The organism is Halochromatium salexigens, from assembly GCF_016653295.1.
GTDB lineage: Bacteria > Pseudomonadota > Gammaproteobacteria > Chromatiales > Chromatiaceae > Lamprobacter > Lamprobacter salexigens.
Map to the genome: position 1 here is coordinate 1 of NZ_NHSF01000078.1, position 19,970 is coordinate 19,970.

General features: G+C 63.6%; 23 protein-coding genes. 9 read left to right on the forward strand and 14 right to left on the reverse strand.

What is annotated here, in order from left to right:
- Both CCR82_RS16990 and CCR82_RS16995 read left to right on the forward strand, forming a co-directional pair.
- The coding region (locus tag CCR82_RS16990; protein WP_276570509.1) for an IS1 family transposase at nt 1–170 on the forward strand (170 nt) is incomplete at its 5' end.
- An 87-nt stretch (nt 171–257) separates the two neighbouring features.
- On the forward strand, nt 258–713 hold the full coding sequence (locus CCR82_RS16995; protein WP_201247005.1) for a molybdenum cofactor biosynthesis protein MoaE: 456 nt from the start codon (nt 258–260) through the stop codon (nt 711–713).
- A gap of 89 nt (nt 714–802) precedes the next feature.
- On the opposite strand, the gene CCR82_RS17000 is transcribed toward CCR82_RS16995, so the two are convergent.
- From CCR82_RS17000 to CCR82_RS17010, 3 genes are all read right to left on the reverse strand, one after another.
- Entirely contained in the window at nt 803–1,912 is a 1,110-nt protein-coding gene (locus CCR82_RS17000) for an osmoprotectant NAGGN system M42 family peptidase (protein WP_201247006.1), read from the reverse strand.
- Nucleotides 1,909–3,657, reverse strand: a complete 1,749-nt coding sequence (ngg, locus tag CCR82_RS17005; RefSeq protein ID WP_201247007.1) for an N-acetylglutaminylglutamine synthetase — start codon at nt 3,655–3,657, stop codon at nt 1,909–1,911. The genes CCR82_RS17000 and ngg overlap by 4 nt, the downstream gene beginning before the upstream one ends.
- Nucleotides 3,658–3,730: 73 nt before the next feature.
- Entirely contained in the window at nt 3,731–5,506 is a 1,776-nt protein-coding gene (locus CCR82_RS17010; RefSeq protein ID WP_201247008.1) for an N-acetylglutaminylglutamine amidotransferase, read from the reverse strand.
- Nucleotides 5,507–5,929: 423 nt separating this feature from the next.
- Here CCR82_RS17010 and folE point away from each other — a divergent pair, with 423 nt between their 5' ends.
- From folE to tsaB, 3 genes are all read left to right on the forward strand, one after another.
- Nucleotides 5,930–6,565 carry a GTP cyclohydrolase I FolE gene (gene folE / locus CCR82_RS17015; protein WP_201247009.1) on the forward strand — a complete coding sequence of 212 codons (636 nt, stop codon included), beginning with the start codon at nt 5,930–5,932 and terminating at the stop codon, nt 6,563–6,565.
- A 26-nt stretch (nt 6,566–6,591) separates the two neighbouring features.
- Nucleotides 6,592–7,146 (forward strand): hypothetical protein, encoded by a 555-nt coding sequence (locus CCR82_RS17020; RefSeq protein ID WP_201247010.1) that lies wholly within the window; start codon nt 6,592–6,594, stop codon nt 7,144–7,146.
- A 516-nt stretch (nt 7,147–7,662) separates the two neighbouring features.
- Complete coding sequence (gene tsaB / locus CCR82_RS17025; RefSeq protein ID WP_201247011.1) at nt 7,663–8,373, forward strand: tRNA (adenosine(37)-N6)-threonylcarbamoyltransferase complex dimerization subunit type 1 TsaB; 711 nt, start codon at nt 7,663–7,665, stop codon at nt 8,371–8,373.
- Nucleotides 8,374–8,423: 50 nt separating this feature from the next.
- Here the strand turns inward: tsaB and CCR82_RS17030 are convergent, their stop codons facing one another.
- A complete protein-coding gene (locus CCR82_RS17030) occupies nt 8,424–8,684 on the reverse strand; it encodes a hypothetical protein (RefSeq protein WP_201247012.1) in 261 nt (86 codons plus the stop codon).
- 435 nt (nt 8,685–9,119) lie between these two features.
- Here CCR82_RS17030 and dmeF point away from each other — a divergent pair, with 435 nt between their 5' ends.
- The 4 genes from dmeF (at nt 9,120) to CCR82_RS17050 (ending at nt 12,021) form a co-directional block, all read left to right on the forward strand.
- Nucleotides 9,120–10,127, forward strand: a complete 1,008-nt coding sequence (gene dmeF / locus CCR82_RS17035; RefSeq protein WP_201247013.1) for a CDF family Co(II)/Ni(II) efflux transporter DmeF — start codon at nt 9,120–9,122, stop codon at nt 10,125–10,127.
- A 264-nt stretch (nt 10,128–10,391) separates the two neighbouring features.
- Nucleotides 10,392–11,657, forward strand: coding sequence for an LbtU family siderophore porin (locus CCR82_RS17040; protein ID WP_201247014.1), 1,266 nt, complete (start codon nt 10,392–10,394; stop codon nt 11,655–11,657).
- Nucleotides 11,658–11,702: 45 nt separating this feature from the next.
- Entirely contained in the window at nt 11,703–11,855 is a 153-nt protein-coding gene (locus CCR82_RS17045) for a hypothetical protein (protein ID WP_201247015.1), read from the forward strand.
- A complete protein-coding gene (locus CCR82_RS17050; RefSeq protein ID WP_201247016.1) occupies nt 11,839–12,021 on the forward strand; it encodes a DUF1810 family protein in 183 nt (60 codons plus the stop codon). Before CCR82_RS17045 ends, CCR82_RS17050 begins: the two co-directional genes overlap by 17 nt.
- A 90-nt stretch (nt 12,022–12,111) precedes the next feature.
- On the opposite strand, the gene CCR82_RS17055 is transcribed toward CCR82_RS17050, so the two are convergent.
- From CCR82_RS17055 to CCR82_RS17100, 10 genes are all read right to left on the reverse strand, one after another.
- A complete protein-coding gene (locus tag CCR82_RS17055; RefSeq protein WP_201247017.1) occupies nt 12,112–14,256 on the reverse strand; it encodes a heavy metal translocating P-type ATPase in 2,145 nt (714 codons plus the stop codon).
- Nucleotides 14,257–14,290: 34 nt separating this feature from the next.
- Nucleotides 14,291–14,779, reverse strand: coding sequence for a hypothetical protein (locus CCR82_RS17060; RefSeq protein WP_242513571.1), 489 nt, complete (start codon nt 14,777–14,779; stop codon nt 14,291–14,293).
- A gap of 83 nt (nt 14,780–14,862) precedes the next feature.
- Complete coding sequence (locus tag CCR82_RS17065; RefSeq protein ID WP_201247018.1) at nt 14,863–15,252, reverse strand: magnetosome protein MamC family protein; 390 nt, start codon at nt 15,250–15,252, stop codon at nt 14,863–14,865.
- 3 nt (nt 15,253–15,255) lie between these two features.
- On the reverse strand, nt 15,256–15,492 hold the full coding sequence (locus tag CCR82_RS18800) for a carbon monoxide dehydrogenase (RefSeq protein ID WP_242513572.1): 237 nt from the start codon (nt 15,490–15,492) through the stop codon (nt 15,256–15,258).
- Complete coding sequence (locus CCR82_RS17075; protein ID WP_201247019.1) at nt 15,489–15,902, reverse strand: magnetosome protein MamC family protein; 414 nt, start codon at nt 15,900–15,902, stop codon at nt 15,489–15,491. The genes CCR82_RS18800 and CCR82_RS17075 overlap by 4 nt, the downstream gene beginning before the upstream one ends.
- The gene (locus tag CCR82_RS17080; protein ID WP_201247020.1) at nt 15,899–16,537 is read right to left on the reverse strand and encodes a hypothetical protein; all 639 of its coding nucleotides are present in this window, start codon (nt 16,535–16,537) and stop codon (nt 15,899–15,901) included. The genes CCR82_RS17075 and CCR82_RS17080 overlap by 4 nt, the downstream gene beginning before the upstream one ends.
- Before the next feature lie 133 nt (nt 16,538–16,670).
- Nucleotides 16,671–16,865, reverse strand: coding sequence for a hypothetical protein (locus CCR82_RS17085; RefSeq protein WP_201247021.1), 195 nt, complete (start codon nt 16,863–16,865; stop codon nt 16,671–16,673).
- Nucleotides 16,866–16,928: 63 nt separating this feature from the next.
- The gene (locus tag CCR82_RS17090) at nt 16,929–18,206 is read right to left on the reverse strand and encodes a DUF2325 domain-containing protein (protein ID WP_201247022.1); all 1,278 of its coding nucleotides are present in this window, start codon (nt 18,204–18,206) and stop codon (nt 16,929–16,931) included.
- Between the two features lie 185 nt (nt 18,207–18,391).
- Entirely contained in the window at nt 18,392–19,012 is a 621-nt protein-coding gene (locus tag CCR82_RS17095; RefSeq protein WP_201247023.1) for a hypothetical protein, read from the reverse strand.
- The gene (locus tag CCR82_RS17100) at nt 19,012–19,323 is read right to left on the reverse strand and encodes an ATP dependent RNA helicase (protein WP_201247024.1); all 312 of its coding nucleotides are present in this window, start codon (nt 19,321–19,323) and stop codon (nt 19,012–19,014) included. Before CCR82_RS17100 ends, CCR82_RS17095 begins: the two co-directional genes overlap by 1 nt.
- Nucleotides 19,324–19,970 lie beyond the last annotated feature (647 nt).

Below are 19,970 nucleotides of genomic sequence, written 5' to 3' on the forward strand. Positions count from 1 at the left end.
GCGGTCAAACGAATCACATTGAACGCTTCAATTGCACACTTCGTCAACGGGTCTCGCGGTTGGTCAGAAAAGCGCTGTCATTTTCAAAAAAGCTTGACAACCATATTGGTGCAATCTGGTATTTTGTTCACCATTACAATGCCTCGCTGCCAGTGAATCAAGAATGCTGAAACCCTCTGAAGTCCTATAGACTGGGGCACCACCATCATGCTAATAAAGCCATACCAAGCCAATAAAGTCGTATTCGAGGCGAGCCGATGAGTCACACGCAGATTCGCATCCAGTCCACCCCCTTTGACCCGTTCGCGGAGCAAGACGAACTGCGTCGCGGCCAGCCTCGGGTCGGCGCCCTGGTCGCCTTTGTCGGTCTGATGCGTGACCTCAACGAGGACGCCAACGTCCGCGGGATGACGCTCGAGCATTACCCAGGGATGACCGAGCGCGCGCTCGAGAAGATCGCAGCCGAAGCGCAACGCCGCTGGAAGCTCGAAGGGATTCGTATCCTGCACCGCGTCGGTCGACTCGAGCCAGAAGATCCCATTGTGTTGGTCGCAGTGACCAGCCGGCATCGGGGTGATGCCTTTCGCGCCTGCGAGCTGATCATCGATTACCTCAAAACCGATGCCCCGTTCTGGAAGAAGGAGCTCACCGAGACCGGCGAGCATTGGGTCGAAGCGCGCGACAGCGATGGCCGTGCAAAGGTCCGCTGGTAGGACCTCGCTGATAGCGGAGTCAGCGTTAGAAACCGTCCATCAACTTTTCCCACTTTGAACACCCGTGTGGGGCGCTCACCGAGCGCGATCTAACCGGGCACGGTGGGAAAGCCGGCGCGTGGCCCCATCTCGAATCGGTCGCGCGCATACAGCGGCGGCGACTGCATATAAATCGCGACCAGTTCAGCAACGGACTCCAGGGCTTCCTGATGGATACGCTCGTAACCGTGCGAGGCGTCAATGCCAAAGGTCACCAGCGCCGTGCGCACATCGTTGCCGGCCTCGAGTGCCGCGGCACTATCGGAGCGGTAGTACTTGAACACATCACGCTGGTGCGGAATCTGGAATTCCTGACAGATCTGAATGATGCGATGGGTCAGATGATAATCGAACGGTCCGCTCATATCCGCCATGCAGATCGTCGAGCCAAACTCACTTGAATTCTGCCCCGGCGCAGTGGTGCCGTTATCGATCGTCAACATCTCGGCAACATCCTTATGCAAGGCCGCCGAGGCCCCGGAGCCCACCTCTTCCGAAATCGTAAACAACGGATGGCAGTCGACCGGCAACCGCACATCGTTCTCCTTGACCGCTTTCACCGCCGCCATGAGTAGCGCCGCGCCAGCCTTGTCATCGAGATGACGCGCGTTGATGAAGCCGGTCGCGGTGACCTCCGGCGAGGTGTCGATAGCGACGAAATCGCCGACATGGACCCCAAGATGCAGCAGATCCTGCAGCTCGAATACACGCTCGTCGATGCGAAACTCGACATGATCCCAGCCACCCTCCTGCTTATCGATCTCGGGGCCGAAGGTATGGCCGGAGGCCTTCAACGGCAGGATGGTGCCGCGATGCTGGCCGATATCGGTAAACAGGGTGCAACGCGCGCCTTCGGCGAAGCGTGAGTTCCAATGGCCAATCGGGACCAGCTGCAGACGCCCGTTTGGCTTCAGCGCCTTGACCATCGCGCCCAGAGTATCGATGTGCGCGACGATGGCCTTGTTGGGGCGTTCATTCTCGCCCTTCAGCGTCGCGCGAATCGCACCTCGACGCGTCAGTTCAAAGGGCACATCGAGGCGCTCGAGTTCCTCGCAAATGAGGTGAACAACCCGATCCGTGTACCCGGCGGGACTGGGTGTGAAAAGAAGTTTGAGCAGAATATCGAGTAAGTACTCGGTATCGATACGAAGATGCTTCAAGCGCTGAGCTCCCGGGCTGCGGTCTGCGGAAAGAGCAAGTCGACGAAGCGCTCGGCGGTGGGCTGGGGCTCGTGATTGGCCAGCCCAGGCCGCTCGTTGGCCTCGATGATCACATAATCGGACGCACTTACGTCCGGCACTAGAAAATCCAGCCCCGTTACCGGAATGTCAAGCACGCGCGCCGCTTTCGAGGCCGCTTGCGCCAGCGCCGGACTCAGTTCGGCGGTGACATCATGAATGGTGCCGCCGGTGTGCAGATTGGCGGTTTTTCGCACCACCAGGGTGCGTCCGTAGGGCAAGGTCTCCTCCATCTTGAAGCCCGCCTCGCGCACACAGCGCTCGGTCTCATCGTCCACCGGGATACTCGATTCACCGTTTGTCGCCGCCCGTCGCCGTCGGCTCTGGATCTGGATCAGATCGCCAATCGGGTGCGCGCCAGTGCCGACGATCTGCGCCGGCTTGCGGATCGCGGCGGCCACCACCTGAAAATTGATCACGATGATACGCAAATCCGCACCGCTGCAGAACTGCTCCAGGATCACCGTCTCGCAGATGCGCCGCGCGTTCTTGATCGCGCGCTCGAGATCGTTCGGATCGCGGATATCGACACTGATACCCGCTCCTTGCTCGCCGCGTGCCGGCTTCACGACGACACTGCCATGGCGCGTTAGGAAGGCCTCGGCCTGATCCAAGGCCTCATAAGCGCATTGATCCGGCACCTTAAGGCCGGCGTGACGCAACAGCCGCTGGGTCACAACCTTATCATCGCAGCGGCTCATCGCCACCGCCGTGGTCAACTCGCTCAAGGACTCCCGGCAGACAATGCGCCGGCCGCCGAGGCCAAGCGCGAAGTAACCGGCTTCGGCATCGATGACCTCGATGCCGATCCCTCGCCGGCGCGCCTCGTTGACGATGATCGCGGCATAGGGATTGAGCTTCGCCGCTGGCTGCCGGCCGATGAACAGCGGCTCGTTATAGGCATTCTTGTTCTTTAGCGCGAACACCGGCACGCGCTCGAAACCGAGTTTCTCGTAGAGGCGGATCGCGCCCTTGTTGTCATGCATCACCGACAGGTCCAGGAAGGCGCGACCGCGGGCCTGGTAGAACTCGGCCACCTGCCGCACCAGCGCCTCGCCAATGCCCGGATACGGGGCCTGGGAGTCGACCGCCAAGGCCCAGAGACTCGCGCCGCGCTCGACATCGCCGAAGGCTTCGACATGGTCGATACCATTCACACAGCCGAGGATACCGCCGTCCTGCTCGTCCTGCGCGACCCAGAATTGAACCACGCGTGAAGCCCGCTGGCGCCAGATAAACTCAGCGCTCGGCGGCACCATACGGCGCGAGGCGTAGAGCCGATGCACGGCCTCGGCGTCGGCATGGTTGTTGAGCAGGCGCACAACAAACCCCTTAGGCCGCCGATGCGAATATTGATAGCGATCCAGCCACAAGCGAAAGGTATGCGAGGGATCAAGGAACAGATCCTGCGGGGCGTAGGACAGCACCACGTGCGGATCACGCAGATACATGGCTACATCACGCCGGCCCGAGCCTTCTTCCTGCAGACATTCGGCCAGCTTCTGCGGATCGTTGAAGGTCTGCCCGAAGATCAGGCGTCCCCAGCCACAGTCCACGGCCGTCTCCGACCAGATCTCGTTCTCATGTCGGCGCTCGTTATCCCAGCTGCTGACCGACTGCGCCCGCCGCCGTTCGAGCCGGTGATGGATGTGCTCTCGCGTGCTCATTGCGCTGTCCCCTCGTCCGGTGTCTCCGGTTATTCGCTTTCGTTACAACAGTCAGCCGCTAGCCGAGCGATATTCAGATGCCCTGCTCTTGGAGCCACAGCTCCAGCAGCGTCACCTGCCACAATTTGGAGCCGCGCAACGGCGTAATGTGCTCATCTGGTGCATCGAGCAGCGGCTGCACATAGGCCGGCTGGAACAGCTCGCGCTCGCGCGCGCGCTGGCTCAGCACCGTCTCGCGCATCATCTCGAGCACCTCGCCACGCGGGTACTTCAAGGCCGGAACCGGGAAATAGCCCTTGGGTCGGTCGATGACCTCGGTCGGGATGACCCGCCGCCCAACCGCCTTAAGTACACATTTACCGTCATCGCAAAGTTTATGCCGCGCTGGGATCCGCGCTGCGAGTTCGACCAGCTCGTGATCTAGGAACGGCACGCGTGCCTCCAGGCCGGCGGCCATGGTCATGTTATCGACGCGCTTGACCGGGTCATCGACGAGCATGATCTGCTGATCGATACGCAGCGTCTTATCAACCGCCGCATCGGCACCCGGCATCGCAAAATGCGCGCGGATGAAGGCGCGGCTATAGTCCTCACCATGCAAGCGCGGATGCACCGCTTGCAGATACTCGGCATGCTCGCGGTCACAGAACACGCGCGCGTAGTCGGCAGCGGGGTCTTGGCTCTCGAGCATCGGCGGATACCAGTGATAACCGCCGAAAACCTCGTCGGCGCCCTGGCCGCTCTGCACCACCTTGACATGCTTGGCGACCTCTTGCGAGAGCAAGTAAAAACCGATGACGTCATGACTGACCATCGGCTCGGACATCGCGCGCACGCAGCCTGGCAGACTCGAGAGCAGCCGGTTGCGCGAGTCGACCTGGATCTTGTGATGATCGGTGGCGTAGTGCTTGGCGATGATGTCCGAGTACTGGAACTCATCACCGGCCTCGTCGCCGACGCTCTCGAAACCGACCGAGAAGGTGTTCAGCCCGCGCTGGCCCTGCTCGGCCAGCAGGCCGACGATGAGGCTCGAATCCAAGCCACCGGAGAGCAGCACGCCGACATCGACATCGGCCACCAGGCGCCGGTCGACGGCGGTGCGCAAGGCCGCCAGCACCTGGTCCTGCCACTCCTCGAAACTCAGCGCCTGCTCCTGCGGGCTAGCGATGAAGCTCGGCTGCCAGTATTGATGATCGCGCACCTGACCATCAGGCTCGATCACCCGAATCGTCGCCGGCGGCAGCTTGCGGGCGCCCCGCAAGATGGTATGCGGCGCCGGCACCACGGCATGGAAGTGCATGTAGTAGTGCAGCGCGACCGGATCGAGGTCGGTGTCGATGCCGCCACCGGCGAGCAGCGCCGGCAGGCTGGAGGCAAATCGCAAGGCGCCGGGCAGCTCGGCATAGTAGAACGGCTTGATGCCGAGCCGATCGCGCACCAAGGTCAGACGCCCGCTATCGCGCTCGGCGATGGCGAACGCGAACATCCCGTGGAACCGCTGCACACAGTCCGCCCCCCAGGCATGGAAGGCTTTCAGGATCACCTCGGTATCGCTGTGCGAGAAGAACCGATAACCCTGACCCTTGAGTTCTTCGCGCAGTTCCTTGTAGTTGTAGATGCAACCGTTGAAGGCGATGGTCAGCCCAAGCTCGCTATCGACCATGGGCTGGTTGCCATGCGGGCTGAGATCGATGATGCTGAGTCGGCGGTGGCCGAGCGCGACCTGAGCCTGCTGATACAGACCGCTGCCATCGGGCCCGCGAGCCTGCATACTCTGATTCACGGCAGCCAATGCACCAAGATCGATCGGCTGACCATCGAAGCGGATCTCACCGCAGAATCCACACATCTGGAAATCCTCGAGGCTAGGGGTAGACGTAGGGATGCGCGTTGTCGCAACGCACACCGGGGCATGAGCGCGGATCGGGACGAGCTCGGTCGAAGCGCGGGCTTCGGCAGCCAGGGCGAGGGCCTGGTGCGTCCCGCTCGGAATGGCATGGCGGAGATCGGATGATGCGACTCCGGTTACTGTCATCGCGCGAGCGCGGCTGCGGTCGCGGTTAACCCGAGTTCGAGTGCTCGGCGTTCATCTCAGTTTAACGAATCCGCCTCTGACCTTCCATCGGGCTGGGCTGTCGTCCCCTGGTGCTTCTGTAACGCCTACTCAGCCATGGCCGCCTGGTCGTATTTCAATGCGATGACCCCTACTCTTCGCTAGCACCCATGACGATACGCCTCACGCCGGCGCATCGCCGGACAAGGAACATTGACTATGCCTGCACACACCACGCTTTCGCGCCTGAGCGACGCCCACTGCGCCGACAGTTTTGAGCCAATCGACGAGCAAGAGGTCTATGACGCGCGCAAAGAGCATCTCGTCCACGAGATGCTGAGCCACCTCGGCGAGGACCCGGGGCGCGAGGGACTCAAACGCACGCCGCTGCGCGTGGCCAAGGCGCTGGATTTCCTCACCAGTGGCTACGCGCTGTCGGCCGAGGAGATCATCAAGAAGGCGCTGTTCGAGGAAGATGTCCGCGAGATGGTCATCGTGCGTGGCATCGAGTTCTACAGCCTCTGCGAACACCACATGCTGCCCTTCTTCGGCCAGGCGCATGTGGGCTATCTACCCAACGGTAAGGTGGTCGGCCTCAGCAAGGTAGCACGCGTGGTCGATGTCTTCGCGCGCCGCTTGCAGGTGCAGGAGCGCCTAACCAGTCAGGTCGCTGATGCACTGATGGAGCATTTGGGCGCCCACGGTGTCGCGGTGGTGATGGAAGCCAGCCACACCTGCATGATGATGCGCGGCGTACAGAAACAGAACAGCACGACAATCTCGAGCGCGATGCGTGGCACCTTCGAGTCCGATGCCCGCACCCGTGCCGAGTTCATGAGCTTCCTGGATCGCTAGCGCCCGCTTCAGAAGAGGAGTATTGCATGTCCGAGTTTCCCGATCGGCACGAGCAGATCCGTCTGGTCCATGCCGACTTCATCCGTCAGGTCGCCGAAAGCTGCCAGCATCCCGATCAGGCCCAGACCTTCAACGCCTTACTACAGCAAGCCGAACAGCAAGGATGGCAGACCCTCGTCGGCGCGATCAGGCGCATCGCCGCAGGTGAGCGAGGCCACGAGATCTACGCCGGATTAGATGAGGAAGACCAGATCATCGCCGAAGCCATCCTGCGCGGTCTTCAGGACCCTCACAGCCTACCCGAACCCGCCCAGCGTCAAGACCCCACATTGGCCGCCCCCGGCCTCGCGCATATGATCCATGCTGCGGGCACGGGCAATGCCCAGGCCCTGATGCTGATCGGCAACATGGCGGAGCAGATGAACACGGTCGGCGGCCCAATGGCGCGACTGGCTGCGGTCATCCGACCGATGATCAATGGCGAGCGCAATCCGGAGCAACTCACCCAGGGCATGGACAGCCAAGGCCAGCAGCTAGTGCTGGACATTCTGGATGAACTTGGTCGCGTCGAACAGCATTGAACAGGGCATAAAACTGTGGATAAGTCTGTGGACGAGTCTTGGACATCCAGTTGACGCCGCTGACGGCAACAGCGCTTAATCTCAAGGCAACCCCAGGATCAAGCAAAAATAGTCATATTGATCAATGGTTTTTGATCCCCTAATCGGATGCCGTCGAGACGCTCCATGTCGCCTTATCGGGATCATGCGCGCACGCGCCGCTGTGCACAACTTTCTGGCTCCGCAACCGCGATGAACTCCTTGCCGTGCTGAGCAGCCCTTTTAAGGTGCTCAGGGCACGAGTGCTGCCGCCAAGAGTGTAGCCGTTGAGACATGAGGCTTGCCTTTGTGCTTCGTGCAAGGCGCCCTCGATCGCCATCCCCGAGGGCGTTACAAGTCGCTGCAGTACATCGTGCAGAAGGGCCAGATGAGATCGGCCAGCGCATTGAGGTGGAGTACGATGTGGTCATCGATTACGCCAAGTTGATGGATGTGGTGGGTCAAGCGTCCCGCTAAACTCAAAAAAGAAGAGAATCAATGAAGATCCTGGCACTGGAAACCTCGGGCGCCTGTTGCTCGGCAGCCCTGCTCATCGCCGATCGGCTCAAACAGCGGCACGAGCACGCCCCGCGCCGACACGCTGACCTGATCCTCGGCATGCTGGACGACCTGCTGCGGGAGGCCGGCCTGCGCCTGAGCGAATTGGACGCCATCGCCTATGGCCGGGGACCGGGTTCATTCACCGGCGTGCGCATTGCCGCCGCTGTCGCCCAAGGCGTCGCCTTCGGTGCGAACCGACCCGTGATCGCCGTCTCGACGCTCGCGGCAACCGCGCGCGCGGCCTATCGGCGCACGGGTCAGCGGCGCATCGCCTGCGCGCTCGATGCCCGCATGGGCGAGGTCTATTGGGGATGCTTCCGGGTTGACGGGCCGAATGCACTGACGCTGATCGATCAGGAAGGCGTGCTCGCACCCGAATCGACGCCGGCCCTGGCGGGAACTAGCTGGTGCGCGGCCGGCAATGGCTGGGAGGCCTATCCCACCCTGCAAGAGCGGCATCGATCGGCACTGGAAGCAACACCGGAGCCCATCCCGGGACGACTCACCGAGATCGGCCCCGAGGCCGAGGATATCGCCTGGCTCGCGCGTGCCATGAGTGACCAAGGCAAGCGCCCGGATCAGGCGCTGCCGGTCTATTTGCGCAACCGTGTCGCCGAGGTCAGCCAGAAGCAGACCGAGCGCCTTTGACCCGGCCTACTGCGGAGTCAATGCGCCCCTCTGTCGCAACCCCTGCGCGGTCAGGCGCCGGAGCTCAGGTGGCGACCAGGATCGACCTTCTTCGCATGATGCCGACAATGCCGGCGCATGCAGGAGATGACATAGTGAATCAACGTCGCCTCCACGGCGATGAAGGCGATCAGGCCAACCGCGAGTTGCACTTGCGGCTCGGGTTGAGAGAGGCCCAGAGTCAGCCAAGTGACGAATCCAGTCATGATAGCGATTGCGGTAACCATCATAAATGGCCAGGGCGAGGAAAAACACGTCTTGCACAGTTTCATGGAACCATCCTCGTGGCGCGCGAAGGCGACACTGTACTTCTTTAGTGTTTGGTGGACTACCTTATTAGCATAGCGGATGAGTCAGCTTTCGACGACATCGCAGCGTATAAGCCTGGTCGAACGCCATTTGTGCGGCGAGGTCCGCTCTGTCCGCTCAACCGTCCCGATCGGCTGCGCGCTAGCTTCGACGAGCCAGAACTCGCCGCGTTGGAGGCCTTATGCGAGCGTGGGCGCAAGCCGCATTCGCGGTGGAGCATGCACCCGCATCCGGCAGCGAATGCCCATTTACAGGCGCTCATGGCTGAAATCGGGCTGAAATATCGGCCAGGCATCAAAATGATGCAAATCATTAGTATCAGGCTTTAAGCCTGTACACTATCGAGGCTCTCATTCATCTTCGATGCGTTAACCAAGCAACCCTAACCAGATTCCATCATGCATCTGCACAGTCTCGACGCCTGGCAACACGAGCACGATTTCAGCACCAGCGCCGAGGTGAAGGCCGAGCGGCGCACGCGTTGGGTGGTCTATCTGACGCTGGTGACCATGGTCATCGAGCTTACCGCTGGCTGGCTGACCGGCTCCATGGCGCTGCTGGCTGACGGCTGGCATATGGGCAGTCATGCGGCAGCCCTCGGCTTGAGTGTGTTCGCCTATGGCCTCGCGCGGCGCTGGGCCAAGAACCCGCGCTTCACCTTTGGCACCGGCAAAATTCCGACCCTGGCCGGTTATAGCAGCGCCCTGCTGCTCGGCCTGGGTGCCCTCTGGATGCTGGTCGAATCCATCAGTCGGCTGTTTCAACCCATCGAGATCCGCTATGCCGATGCGATGCTAGTCGCCTGCCTCGGGCTGGTGGTGAATCTGGTCAGCGCTTGGATCTTGGCCCAGGGGGGTGGCCATCATCATGGCCACGGCCATGATCACGGTCATGCCCACGATTATCATTCGCCCGGCGCCGAGCACAAGGATCACAATCTGCGCGCCGCCTACCTGCATGTGCTCGCCGACGCCATGACCTCCCTGTTGGCGATCGCCGCGCTCGGTGCCGGCATGCTATTCGGCTGGGGCTTTCTCGATCCCGTGATGGGCATGGTCGGCGCCGCCTTAATCGGCAGTTGGTCTTGGAACCTCGCCCGCGACAGTGCCCGCTCGCTGCTCGACGCCGAGGATCATCGTGAGATCGCCACCCGCATTCACACCGCGATTGAGGCGGAACCTGATGTCGCAATCGCCGATCTGCATCTTTGGCGGATTGGCGCAGCCAGCCGCGCTTGCATCCTCTCACTGGTGACGCATGAGCCACGTCCAGTCGAAGAGTACAAGCAGCGGCTGCGGTCCATTCCGGGCCTCGATCACCTGACCATCGAGGTCCACCAGTGTCGTGACGAGCGCTGCCTTGGCCGCGCTCCCGTCAAAGGGTCACTTTCAGCCTACCACCCTTAAGAGCTGCGGCTTCGGCGTTGCGGCGGTCTCGGTCCTTAGCCTGACCATCCAGAACTGGGCGGCATTGGACACGACGCTTATAGTAATAAAAACACTTCTCGTTTCGAGTATTGTTCGTTAACATAGTCGCAGTGGTTTTTGCAGGCGCTTGATAATACGATTTCTGTAGACGTATGATCATAACGCGCCGCTAGTCCCTTCCGGCCCACGGTGGCCGGTGCAAACCGCTACCTCGTTGAACCTACAATCGGAGCGCGACAACGCATGAAGACACAACGACTGAGTTGGGCCATTGCCTTGGCCCTGGGTGCCGGCACCTCAGGCCAAGTGACGGCGCAGACCCTAGAAGAGCGCGTTCGACGCCTCGAGCAAGAGAACCGCGAGCAGGCCGCCGCGATCGATCAGCAGCAGCGCACGATCGTCCAGCAAAAACAGCAGCTCGAAGGGTCGCCGCAACGCGTCGAGCAACTGGAGGAGGCCTTGGACACCAAACGCGACACTAGTGCCAGCCTCGGTGGCTGGATCGAGAACATCGAGATCGGCGGCCTGATCGAGGTTGAAGGCGTCTATGTCGACCCCGACGAGGGCTCGAGCGAATCGGATCTGGTGCTCGCGACCTTCGAGCTCGGCATCGCCGCTCAGGTCACCGACTGGGTCGAGGCCATGGCCTCGCTGCTTTACGAGGAAGACGACACCGATCTCGAGGTGGATCTGGCGATGATCACCATCGCCAACCCAGACGTGACGCCGGTATTCTTCACGGCTGGTCAGTTCTACGTACCCTTCGGCGCCTATGAGACCAATCTAGTCTCCGATCCGCTCACGCTCGAGATCGGCGAGAGCCGTGAGACCGCAGCCCAGCTTGGCTTCGTCTATCAGGGCTTCAGCGGCAGTGCCTACGCGTTCAATGGCGACAACAAGGTCAATGGTGACAATCACATCGACAGTTGGGGTGCGAACCTGGCTTTCGCCCAGGAGCGCGAAGACCTAGTCTGGACGATCGGCGCCGGCTATATCAACGATCTTGGCGACTCCGATACGCTGCAGGACAGCGTCGCCGATAACCGCGCCGCGCGTCAGCTCGAGATCGAGGAGCTACGCCCCGAAGAGGCAGAGCAATTCAGCCTGGACCCCACCGAGCGCACCGGCGGCTGGACCGCGAACCTCGGGCTGGTCTATCGCGACTTCAATCTGATCGGCGAGTATCTCTCGGCCACCGAGCGTTTCGACCCGGACAGCCTGAGCTTCAAGAACAAGGGCGCCGAGCCTGCGGCTTGGAATATTGAGCTGGGCTATAACTTTGAGGCCTTCGGCAAGGAGTCGGTCGCCGCCGTCGCCTATCAGGGCAGCAGCGAGGCGGTTAACCTGGAGCTGCCGGAGACGCGCTGGGCGTTTGGCTGGTCGATCGGCCTCTTCGATGGCACGGCGCTGTCCTTTGAATACGCGCATGACAAGGACTACAGCACCCGCGACGGCGGCACTGGTAACAACTCTAACGCCTTCGTCGCTCAGCTTGCGGTGGAGTTCTGAGAAGGCGTCATTGAAACGCAGAGTAGGCGTTTTGCCAGTTTCTCGGTGACCCCCGAGGTCACCGCCTATCTTTGCGTTGGCGCTGTCGCCTTCTTCCGTGAGCGCCCGGAGCTCGAGGTCGCGGGCTGGCTGGAACGCACGGACCTCAAGGCGCTGATCCATCAGGATCGTTGGGGGCAGCATGACCAGCCAGACTGATCCCCACAAACTCAAGCGCTTCGCTCAAGCCCAAGCGCCGATCTACGCGCAAGCACTCGCTGAGATCCGCGCCGGCCAGAAGCGCAGTCACTGGATGATGAAGTGGATCTCGGGCTCGACGATGAGCATGTTGCATCGCTGTCGCCTGTTGGACAGGGTGGCTTAGGCGAGAATAGCGGAGATCGGGTGCAATGTCTGACCTTGCCAGACCAAGGCGGGGCTGATCGATGACCGAACCACGATCAAGCGGTAGGACTTAATCGACCTTGTGCGTGAGTGCCAATGGCGGCGTTTGCATCGAACCTTGACCTTGCGACTCAGCCTCCAACGAAACCCCTTTGAGGGCGTTGACCAGGATGCCGATGGTCGAACCGTTGTGCAGCAGCGCGCTAGCCACCGGCGACAGCCAACCGAGCACCGCACCGGTCAGCACGCCGGTATTGATGCCCACCGCAGCGGTGAAGTTCTGCTGGATCAGGCGCATGGTCTTGTGGGCGATCTCGCGGGCATCGGCCACCGCCTGGAGTCGATCATCCATCAGCACCACATCGGCGGTCGCGCGGGCGATATCGGCGCCGCGCGGCATCGCGATGCCGATATCGGCCACCGCCAGCGCCGGCCCGTCGTTGACACCGTCGCCGACAAAGCCCACTTTGTGTCCGGCGCGCTGCAGGCCCTCGATCACGCTCGCCTTGTCCTCGGGCGCCATCTCGGCGTACACCGCATCGAGCCCCAGCTCGGCGGCCAGCGCCTCGCCTTTCTCGCGCCGATCGCCGGTGATCATGATCAACTGCTTGATGCCCAGCGCACGTAGCCGCGCGAGCGCCGCTGGGGCCTCCTCGCGCAAGCTGTCGCGCAGCGCGATCAGCCCGACCGCGCCCTCGGCGTTGCCGACGAACAGCAGCGTCTTGCCTTCGGCTTGCAGCGCGTCGATCTGCGCCTGATGGACCTGGAAGTCGATCGCCCTATGCGCTTCGAGATAATGCCGGCTGCCGACCACGATGCGCCCGCCATCGACCTCGGCCTGCAGGCCATGGGCGACCAGGTAGTCGACCTCGCCGTGGGAGATATGCGCCAGATCGCGCTCGCGGGCGGCCTCGACCACGGCCTGGGCGATCGGATGGCTGGCATGCTCCTCGACCGAGGCCACCATTGCCAGTAGCTCGGTCTCGGTGCAGGCGCAGCTGCCGGGCAGCACGACGACATCGGTGACCAGCAGATCGCTGTGGGTCAGGGTGCCGGTCTTGTCGAACACCAGGGTATCGATCTCGGCCAGGGTCTCGATCGCCTCGCCGCCCTTCATCAGCACGCCATGCTCGGCGGCGCGCGACATCCCGGACTTGAACGCGACCGGGGTGCCGAGCTTCAGTGCGCAGGAATAATCGACCAGGAACACCGATTGCAGCCGCGCCAGATCGCGGGTCAGGGCATAGACGGCGGCGCCTGTACCGAGGGTGAGATAGACCCGTTTATCGGCCAGCTCATCGGCCAGGCATTGCGTCGCCGCCTGCTCGGCCAGTGAGGTCTGGATGAAGCGCGAGACCCGCGCGGTGGTGGTGTCCTCGCCCACGCGCGTGGCTTCGAGTCGCAGGCGCCCTTCCACCAGCACCGAGCCGGCGATGACCCGGGCCGGCGCCTCCTTGCGCACCGGCACATCCTCGCCGGTGACGCCGGCCTGATTGACCAGCGCCAAGCCATCGATGACATGGCCGTCGACCGGAACGGTCTCGCCGACGCCGACGACCACCGTCTCGCCGGCGCACACCTCGTCGCCCGAGATCTGCACCAGCTCGCCGTCGCGCTCGACCCAGGCCATCGCCGGATCGGGTCGCAACAGTCGGCGCAGCAGCCGATCGGACTGGCGCTGGGTGCGACGCTCCAGGAATGCGCCGAGATCGAGCAGCAGATCGGTCAGATTGGCCGTGAACAGCTTGCCGTTGGCCGCCGCGAGGCCAACCGCGAGCGCATCCAGCACCTCGACCTTGATGCCCTCATGGATCAGGGTGTCGGCGCCCTTGGCAAGGGTGGAGCCGACGTTGGCGAAGGTCAGCACGACGCGCATCGGCGGCGTCAGGAACGGCAGCGTCGCCAGCGTGAACAGGGTCGTGATCATCGGCGCGATCTCGGCCTCGTGGACATCGCCCTCGCTGTAGCCGGGGATCGGTTCGGTCGAGAAGTGCTCGAGGCGGCGCAGCAGTGACTGCCGTGCCTCGTCACTCCCCTGGTAGTGGATGATCAGCGCCCGCGCGGACCGATTGGCGCGCACCTCTCGGGTCGGCGCGGCGGCCTCGATCCAATCCTCGAGCGCCCCGGCCTCGCAGCCGGGCTCGCCCAGGGCCGGGATGCGCAGGCGCAGGCGGCCCGGCACCTCATGGATGATGCGATAGTTGGTCAGCGCCACGGCATGCGTCGAAAGGTCGGCCTCAGGCGCAAGCTCAGGCGTCTTTGTGCGACTCGGCGGTCTGGATCTCGGCCTCGGCGTCGTGGAAGCGTTCCTTGAGTTCCTCGACGCCACCCTGGAGGCCACCCCAGAGCTTGACCGCGCCCTTGATGGCGGTGCGCTGCACGTTCTCGTTGGTGAGCAGGTAGGCGGCCGCGGCACCGATCAGCAAGCCCTTGAGGAAGCGATCATTGCCAAGATTGAAGAACGGCTGTGGCGCTGGTGTCGAATAACCGCTGCCCGCGCCCGGCCCCGTGCCCATGCCCGCGCCCATGCCGGCCTGCGGCGCCATGGGCATCTGTTGGTAGGCGCCCGGAGCATAGCCGGCATGGCCTGCATGGTGGTAACCGCCGGCCGGCATCATGCCCGGTTGTTGCGGCGCATGGGGCGGGTAGTACCCCTGATCCGCCCCCATTGGACCCATGGGGGCGCCTTGCATCGGGGCTTGAGAAAACGGCCCTTGCGGATAGGTGTGATCGCTCATGTGTGAATACTCGAAAACGGATGAGGAAACGGGATCGCGGATCATCGCTCGGAGGGTGACCGAGCAGGGGGCGCGCCAGTCTCTTAGGCAGCCCCCGCCTCGCGTTCGGCCGTCGACAGCGCATGCTCGGCCTCGCGCCTGGATGGACCAGCGGGATTCAGCGCATACATCGTCGCCGTGCCGGTCACCAGCGTCGCTGCCAGCGCCAGGGGGGCGTTGCGGAATTGGCTCGCGACCAAGGTCGCCGCGGCGGTTGCGACACCCGAGGCAACACCAGCGCGCAAGGTGTTGAGCGTCGCCTCGCCGGCCTCCACCTCGCTCTGACGCAGCCGATGCAGGTTAGCGGCTCCGGCGCCGGTCAGGCCAATGATGGTGCCGAGCTTGGCCATCTCGAACAGCCCGTTGGGGTTGTAGGGCGTGCCTTGACCGACAGCTGTTGGGGGATAACAGGATCGATCGTCGTATTGGCTCATGGATTAGTCTCCAGGCGTGTTTGCGGTGCGGGGCGCGTCGGCCGCCGTGGCTGGCCGCTCCGCAAGCAGTGCTTCGGCCTCGGCGGGCTCCGTCGCCAGACCGCGTTGCTGGCGGCGCTTGAACCATTGACTAGCGAAGACCACCAAGGCCGCGCCGACGATGACTCCGCCGACGCCTTCCACGAGGTTTTTGGTGACGCCATGCCGCTGGCGCTGCATGCCGTGCTGGGAACGACTCATGATTTCACCTCCTGCTCGATGTCCCGCTCCAGGTAGCGTTGAATCCCGTACATCACCGCGGTACCACTCGCGAACAGCACACCGAGCCGCAGCAACCCCTGGCGCTGAACAGCACCGGCGGCGGCAGCGGCGACGGCGCTCGCCGCCGCCGTCGCAAGCGCGGCTCGACCCGTATCGGCGAGGGCACCGAGGGCATCGATCTCCTGGCGCTGCAAGCGGCGGATATTGGCGCCCGCGGCCGCAGAGCCACCGATCACGGCGCCCAGCATCGCGAACTGCCCAAGGGCCGAGCAGCCATCCGAGGACGCCCCGAAGCCGCGATCAAAGGCGCGGACAGGATCACCAGCCGGCGCGGGCGACGCGTAGGAGCTCGGGGCGTGCATCAGGGTGCGGTCATATTCATTGCTCATCCATCGTTCCCGCTGTCGGTGTCCCCTGCCGAGGCCCGCTCCTTGAGCTTATCGGCACCGCTCTTGACCGCGCTCTTGGCCTTGGCGCCGGATTTGAACAAGGCATCCTGGACCTGATCGTTGGTCAGGAGCAGCACCGCTGCCGCGCCCACGAGTGCGCCCTTCCAGAACTCGGTGTCATCCAGACTGAGCATGCGCGTCAGGCTGTTGAGCCCGTTGCCACCCTGGGCAAGCTCCTCGAACAGCTGCTGCATCCCGGCCTGCGGGCCGGGACCGGGTCCGGCACCCGCGCCCGATGCACCCCCGGCCGTCGCATGTCCACCCATCGGCGCGCCGCCTTGGCCAGGCATGTAGCCGGGCATCATCCCGGGTGTTTGGGCCTGGAATCCCGGTGGCGGATAAGGCGGGTAGTAAGGATAGGGATAGCCAGCGCCTGCCTGATAAGGCGGCGCCTGATACCCCTGATAGGGCGCCTGATAGGCACCCGGATCGGCCGACGGATGCCGAGGCGCCTCGGCTGGCGCGGGTCGCCCTTCGGCGTGATGCGGTTGCCCTACCCCACCAGCAGGCGCGGGCCGATCACCGGCCTGTGGCGCATTGCTGGTCGCGTTCGAGCCTCGCTCAGCTTCGCTCATGTGTTCTCCTGTCATGCCCAGCGCTTTTATGATCTCAGCTTGCTTGAATCGATATGATAACCGCTTGCATTATTTTGCGCCAATCGAAACTCAGGCTGTGCCTGACCGCTCAACGCGCCGCCGTGAAGGTCGCTTACGCGCCCGCTTCCCGTGGCGACAGCCCCCACAGCAGCAGCGCCAACATCAGCGCGACGATGAGCACCGGCGGCACCAATCCGACCACGCCGTAACCCGGATACAAACCGCGAACAGCGCGCACCCCCATCTGGGCAAGCCGCCAGGCGCGAGTGCCACCCTCATGGCGCGAACGCTTCTTCACATGTCGCATCACGAATCTCCCACGTTGTTTTGAGGTTTTCAAGCGTGCTCGCTCAAGCCGCCGGCGTTTGGTTCAGGCCGCGCCGCTTGGTCCCGGCAGACGCTCGCCGCCCAGACTGACCGGCCCCTGCAACGCCTGCTGGTGTGGCGGATCAGCCAGCGCCGTCAGCGCCTCGGCAAAGGCGCCAACACTGGAGCGCGGCACCAGCACACAAGGCTTGCCCATCCGCTTGCAGAAGCGCTTGGTGCGTGAGTAGGCATTGTGGCTGACGGCATCGGCCGGACAGATCACCGCATCCGCGCTTGCCAGCGCCGCCTGCAGGCGCTGCTGACTGTCCTCGAGACCGCCGTCGTGGCGGATCATCTCGCCATTACAGCGCTGCACCAGATCGCGGTAGCGTGACGCCAGATCGCTGCGGCCGCCGACACAGAGGATGCGACGCCCCGCCAGATCCAGGACGCCGTCTTGACCCTCGCGACACTGCCCCTCGCAACAGGGTGCGCCATCTTGCGCCATACAACCGGCGGCCTCAGCACCAATCCCGACAAGGCGCTCGAGGGCCTCGCAGGCACGCACCTGTTCGTTCAAGCGGGCCGTGATCTCGACGACCTCGGATTCAGCCGCTCCCAACGCCGCCTCCAATGCGTTCGCCCGCAGTTCGGCATCGGCCAATTGGCGACCCTGACGCTCATTGTCCTGCTCCAGCTCCGTGACCTGTGTCCGCAAGGCGCGCCGCTCAGGGTCGTCCTCAAGCGCGCGCAGGCGCTCACGCATCGCCTCATAGGCCTGCTCGATGCCCTCCAGTTGCGCGACGCGCTCGCGTAACTGCCCGATCTCGCTGAGCTTCGCCTGCATCCGCCGCGCCTGCTGCTTGGCCTCGGTCTCGCTGTCCTTGCGCACGCGCGCGAGCTCCTTGCGCGCCTTGGCCAGCGCCGCCAGATCGGCGCGCAGACCGGCACCGATTTGGTGCGACAGCATGTGGATATCCTCATAAGCGCGCGAGCGCACCGCGACATCGGCGAGCCCGTGGGTCATCACCGCCCAGAACGCGCCCTGCACCTCGCCTTCGGCCAGCGCCTGTTGCCACAGCTCGAGCAGCGCGGCGGACGATTTTGCCGCCGCAAAGCGTTTCACGCTGCGCGCGTAGCGCCGCTCCAACTCCTTCTGCACGGCGATCGAGAGCGCATTCTTCTCTTCGGCCGCGGCGACGAAGCTGACATGCACCTCGAAGTCCGTCGGCGCCTGGTTGAGCATCCTGGCACCGACCTTGCGCGCGAGACGACGCAGATCATTGACCTCGAGACAGGTCCCGATGATCGGGCAGTGGTACTTATGCCAAAGATCCCACAATCGGCTGCGGCCCCTGGTGCCGCCGCGCGGCTCCGTCGCCTGCTCGCATTCCTGGTGAGCGAGCGCTCCGCCCCCTTGGCCCCATGGGACGAGTCCGGCGTCGACGTTGGCCGGTACGGCTCCCCTGATCAGCGGGTCAAGCGCTGAACTCAATCCTGGACATTTTTCACACATCGCGGTGGCACTCAGCTGGTCAAGGCGTTCATCAACGTGGTCCAGAGCCGCGCGTCGTCCCGGCAAAACCGGGGGTTGGCAGCGGGGCCCGTCTCCATACCGCCGGCGCAGTCGCGCGGCGCAGCAGCGGAGGCGAGGACCGCCAGCGCGCGACCGTCCTCGTCGTAGAGCCGCAGCGAGCGCTGATCGACCCCGCCCGCGCGTTCACCGACGACCCAGGCGCTGTCGATCGCGCGCACATCGAGGTCGATACGCGCCTCGTCACCACGCAGCGAGAGCTGCCCATCGAGGTAGGCATGGGCATAGAACTGCTGGATCGAACGGCTGATCCAACCGCCGCTGCCGCTGATCACCACCAATGGATGCACCTGATCGACGAGCGTCTCGAGCACGCAAGGCACCAGCGATGGATCGACCGCGACCGCCCGCTCATTGCCCTGCTCACCCCAAACGCGGCCGAGGAGCGCGAGATCGGCCAACGGCTCAGGCCAATGGCCGAGGTAGCGCACCTGCCCGGGATCCCAACGCCCAGAGCGCCCGGCACCCGGGCGTGCCCGGCCATCGGCTGCCGTCGGCGAGCGGGCATCGTTGGCGAGCCCGGTGCTGAAGTCGCTCAAGTAAGGCTTCACCATCAGACGGCTCCTGCTGGAACAGATCCAACGCGGTGGCTCGCGGAGACCTCGCCGAGCGCGGCCAGTCCACGCCAATGCCGCGCGCCACGGCAATAGGCCGCGCGCTCATCGAGATCGGCGGCGAGCTGTGGATGCAGGGAGAGCGCCTGAAAATGGCGCACCACCGTCTCCGCCACGGCGGCGGCGCCCTGCTTGGCCGAGGCTCGGATCAGGCCCGCGAGACGCGCCTTGAGCAGCTCGGGCGGCAGGTGCAGCGGGAGGGAATCGAGGGCAAGGGTCGAATCGGAGGTGGACCTGTGGATGCTGGACATACCGATGTCTCCGTCATGGGGCGCTAAGGCCCGGGTGGTCTTGGACACATCCGGCTGGCCGTCGGTCTTGACCGCTTGGGCTGGCTGGAGCGGCTGGCCCTACATGAGAACCATTATCATCTAGGTTAGCAGACCCAGCCGATTCGTCAACAAAAAACAGAACAGTTTGCATTTCGTTTTCTGGTAATCTTCCTCGCGATCAAGATGCACACCGGCGCCTGAGGCCGAGACGCCTGCGGCGCCGACGATCACGGAGATGAAAACAGATGCGCGTTACAGACCACGACCAGCCCCAGGCGCACGCACCACCCCAGCAGCCAGCCGATAACGCCACGCGTCCGTCGCCCAGGCCAAAACCGTCGCTGCGAAAGCGGATCCTCAGAACACTCCAAGAGGGGATCTTTGGCGCGCCACCATCACGGTGCAGGCAGCGCTGGGAACTCATGCGCGAGTTTTGCCGGCAACCGAAGGAGGATTGAGGCATTGGCGACTAAGGCGCCGCCGAGCTAGCGTTTCTAGGTGTTTAGTCCCGGGTGATCATATTCCCCGAAGGAGTTATCCTTTGCTGCGTGCCCGCGGGGCACTGGAGCTGCTCGCTGCCCAGCTCGGGGACGATGCGCTTCCTTGCCCTACCGCCTGCTGCACCC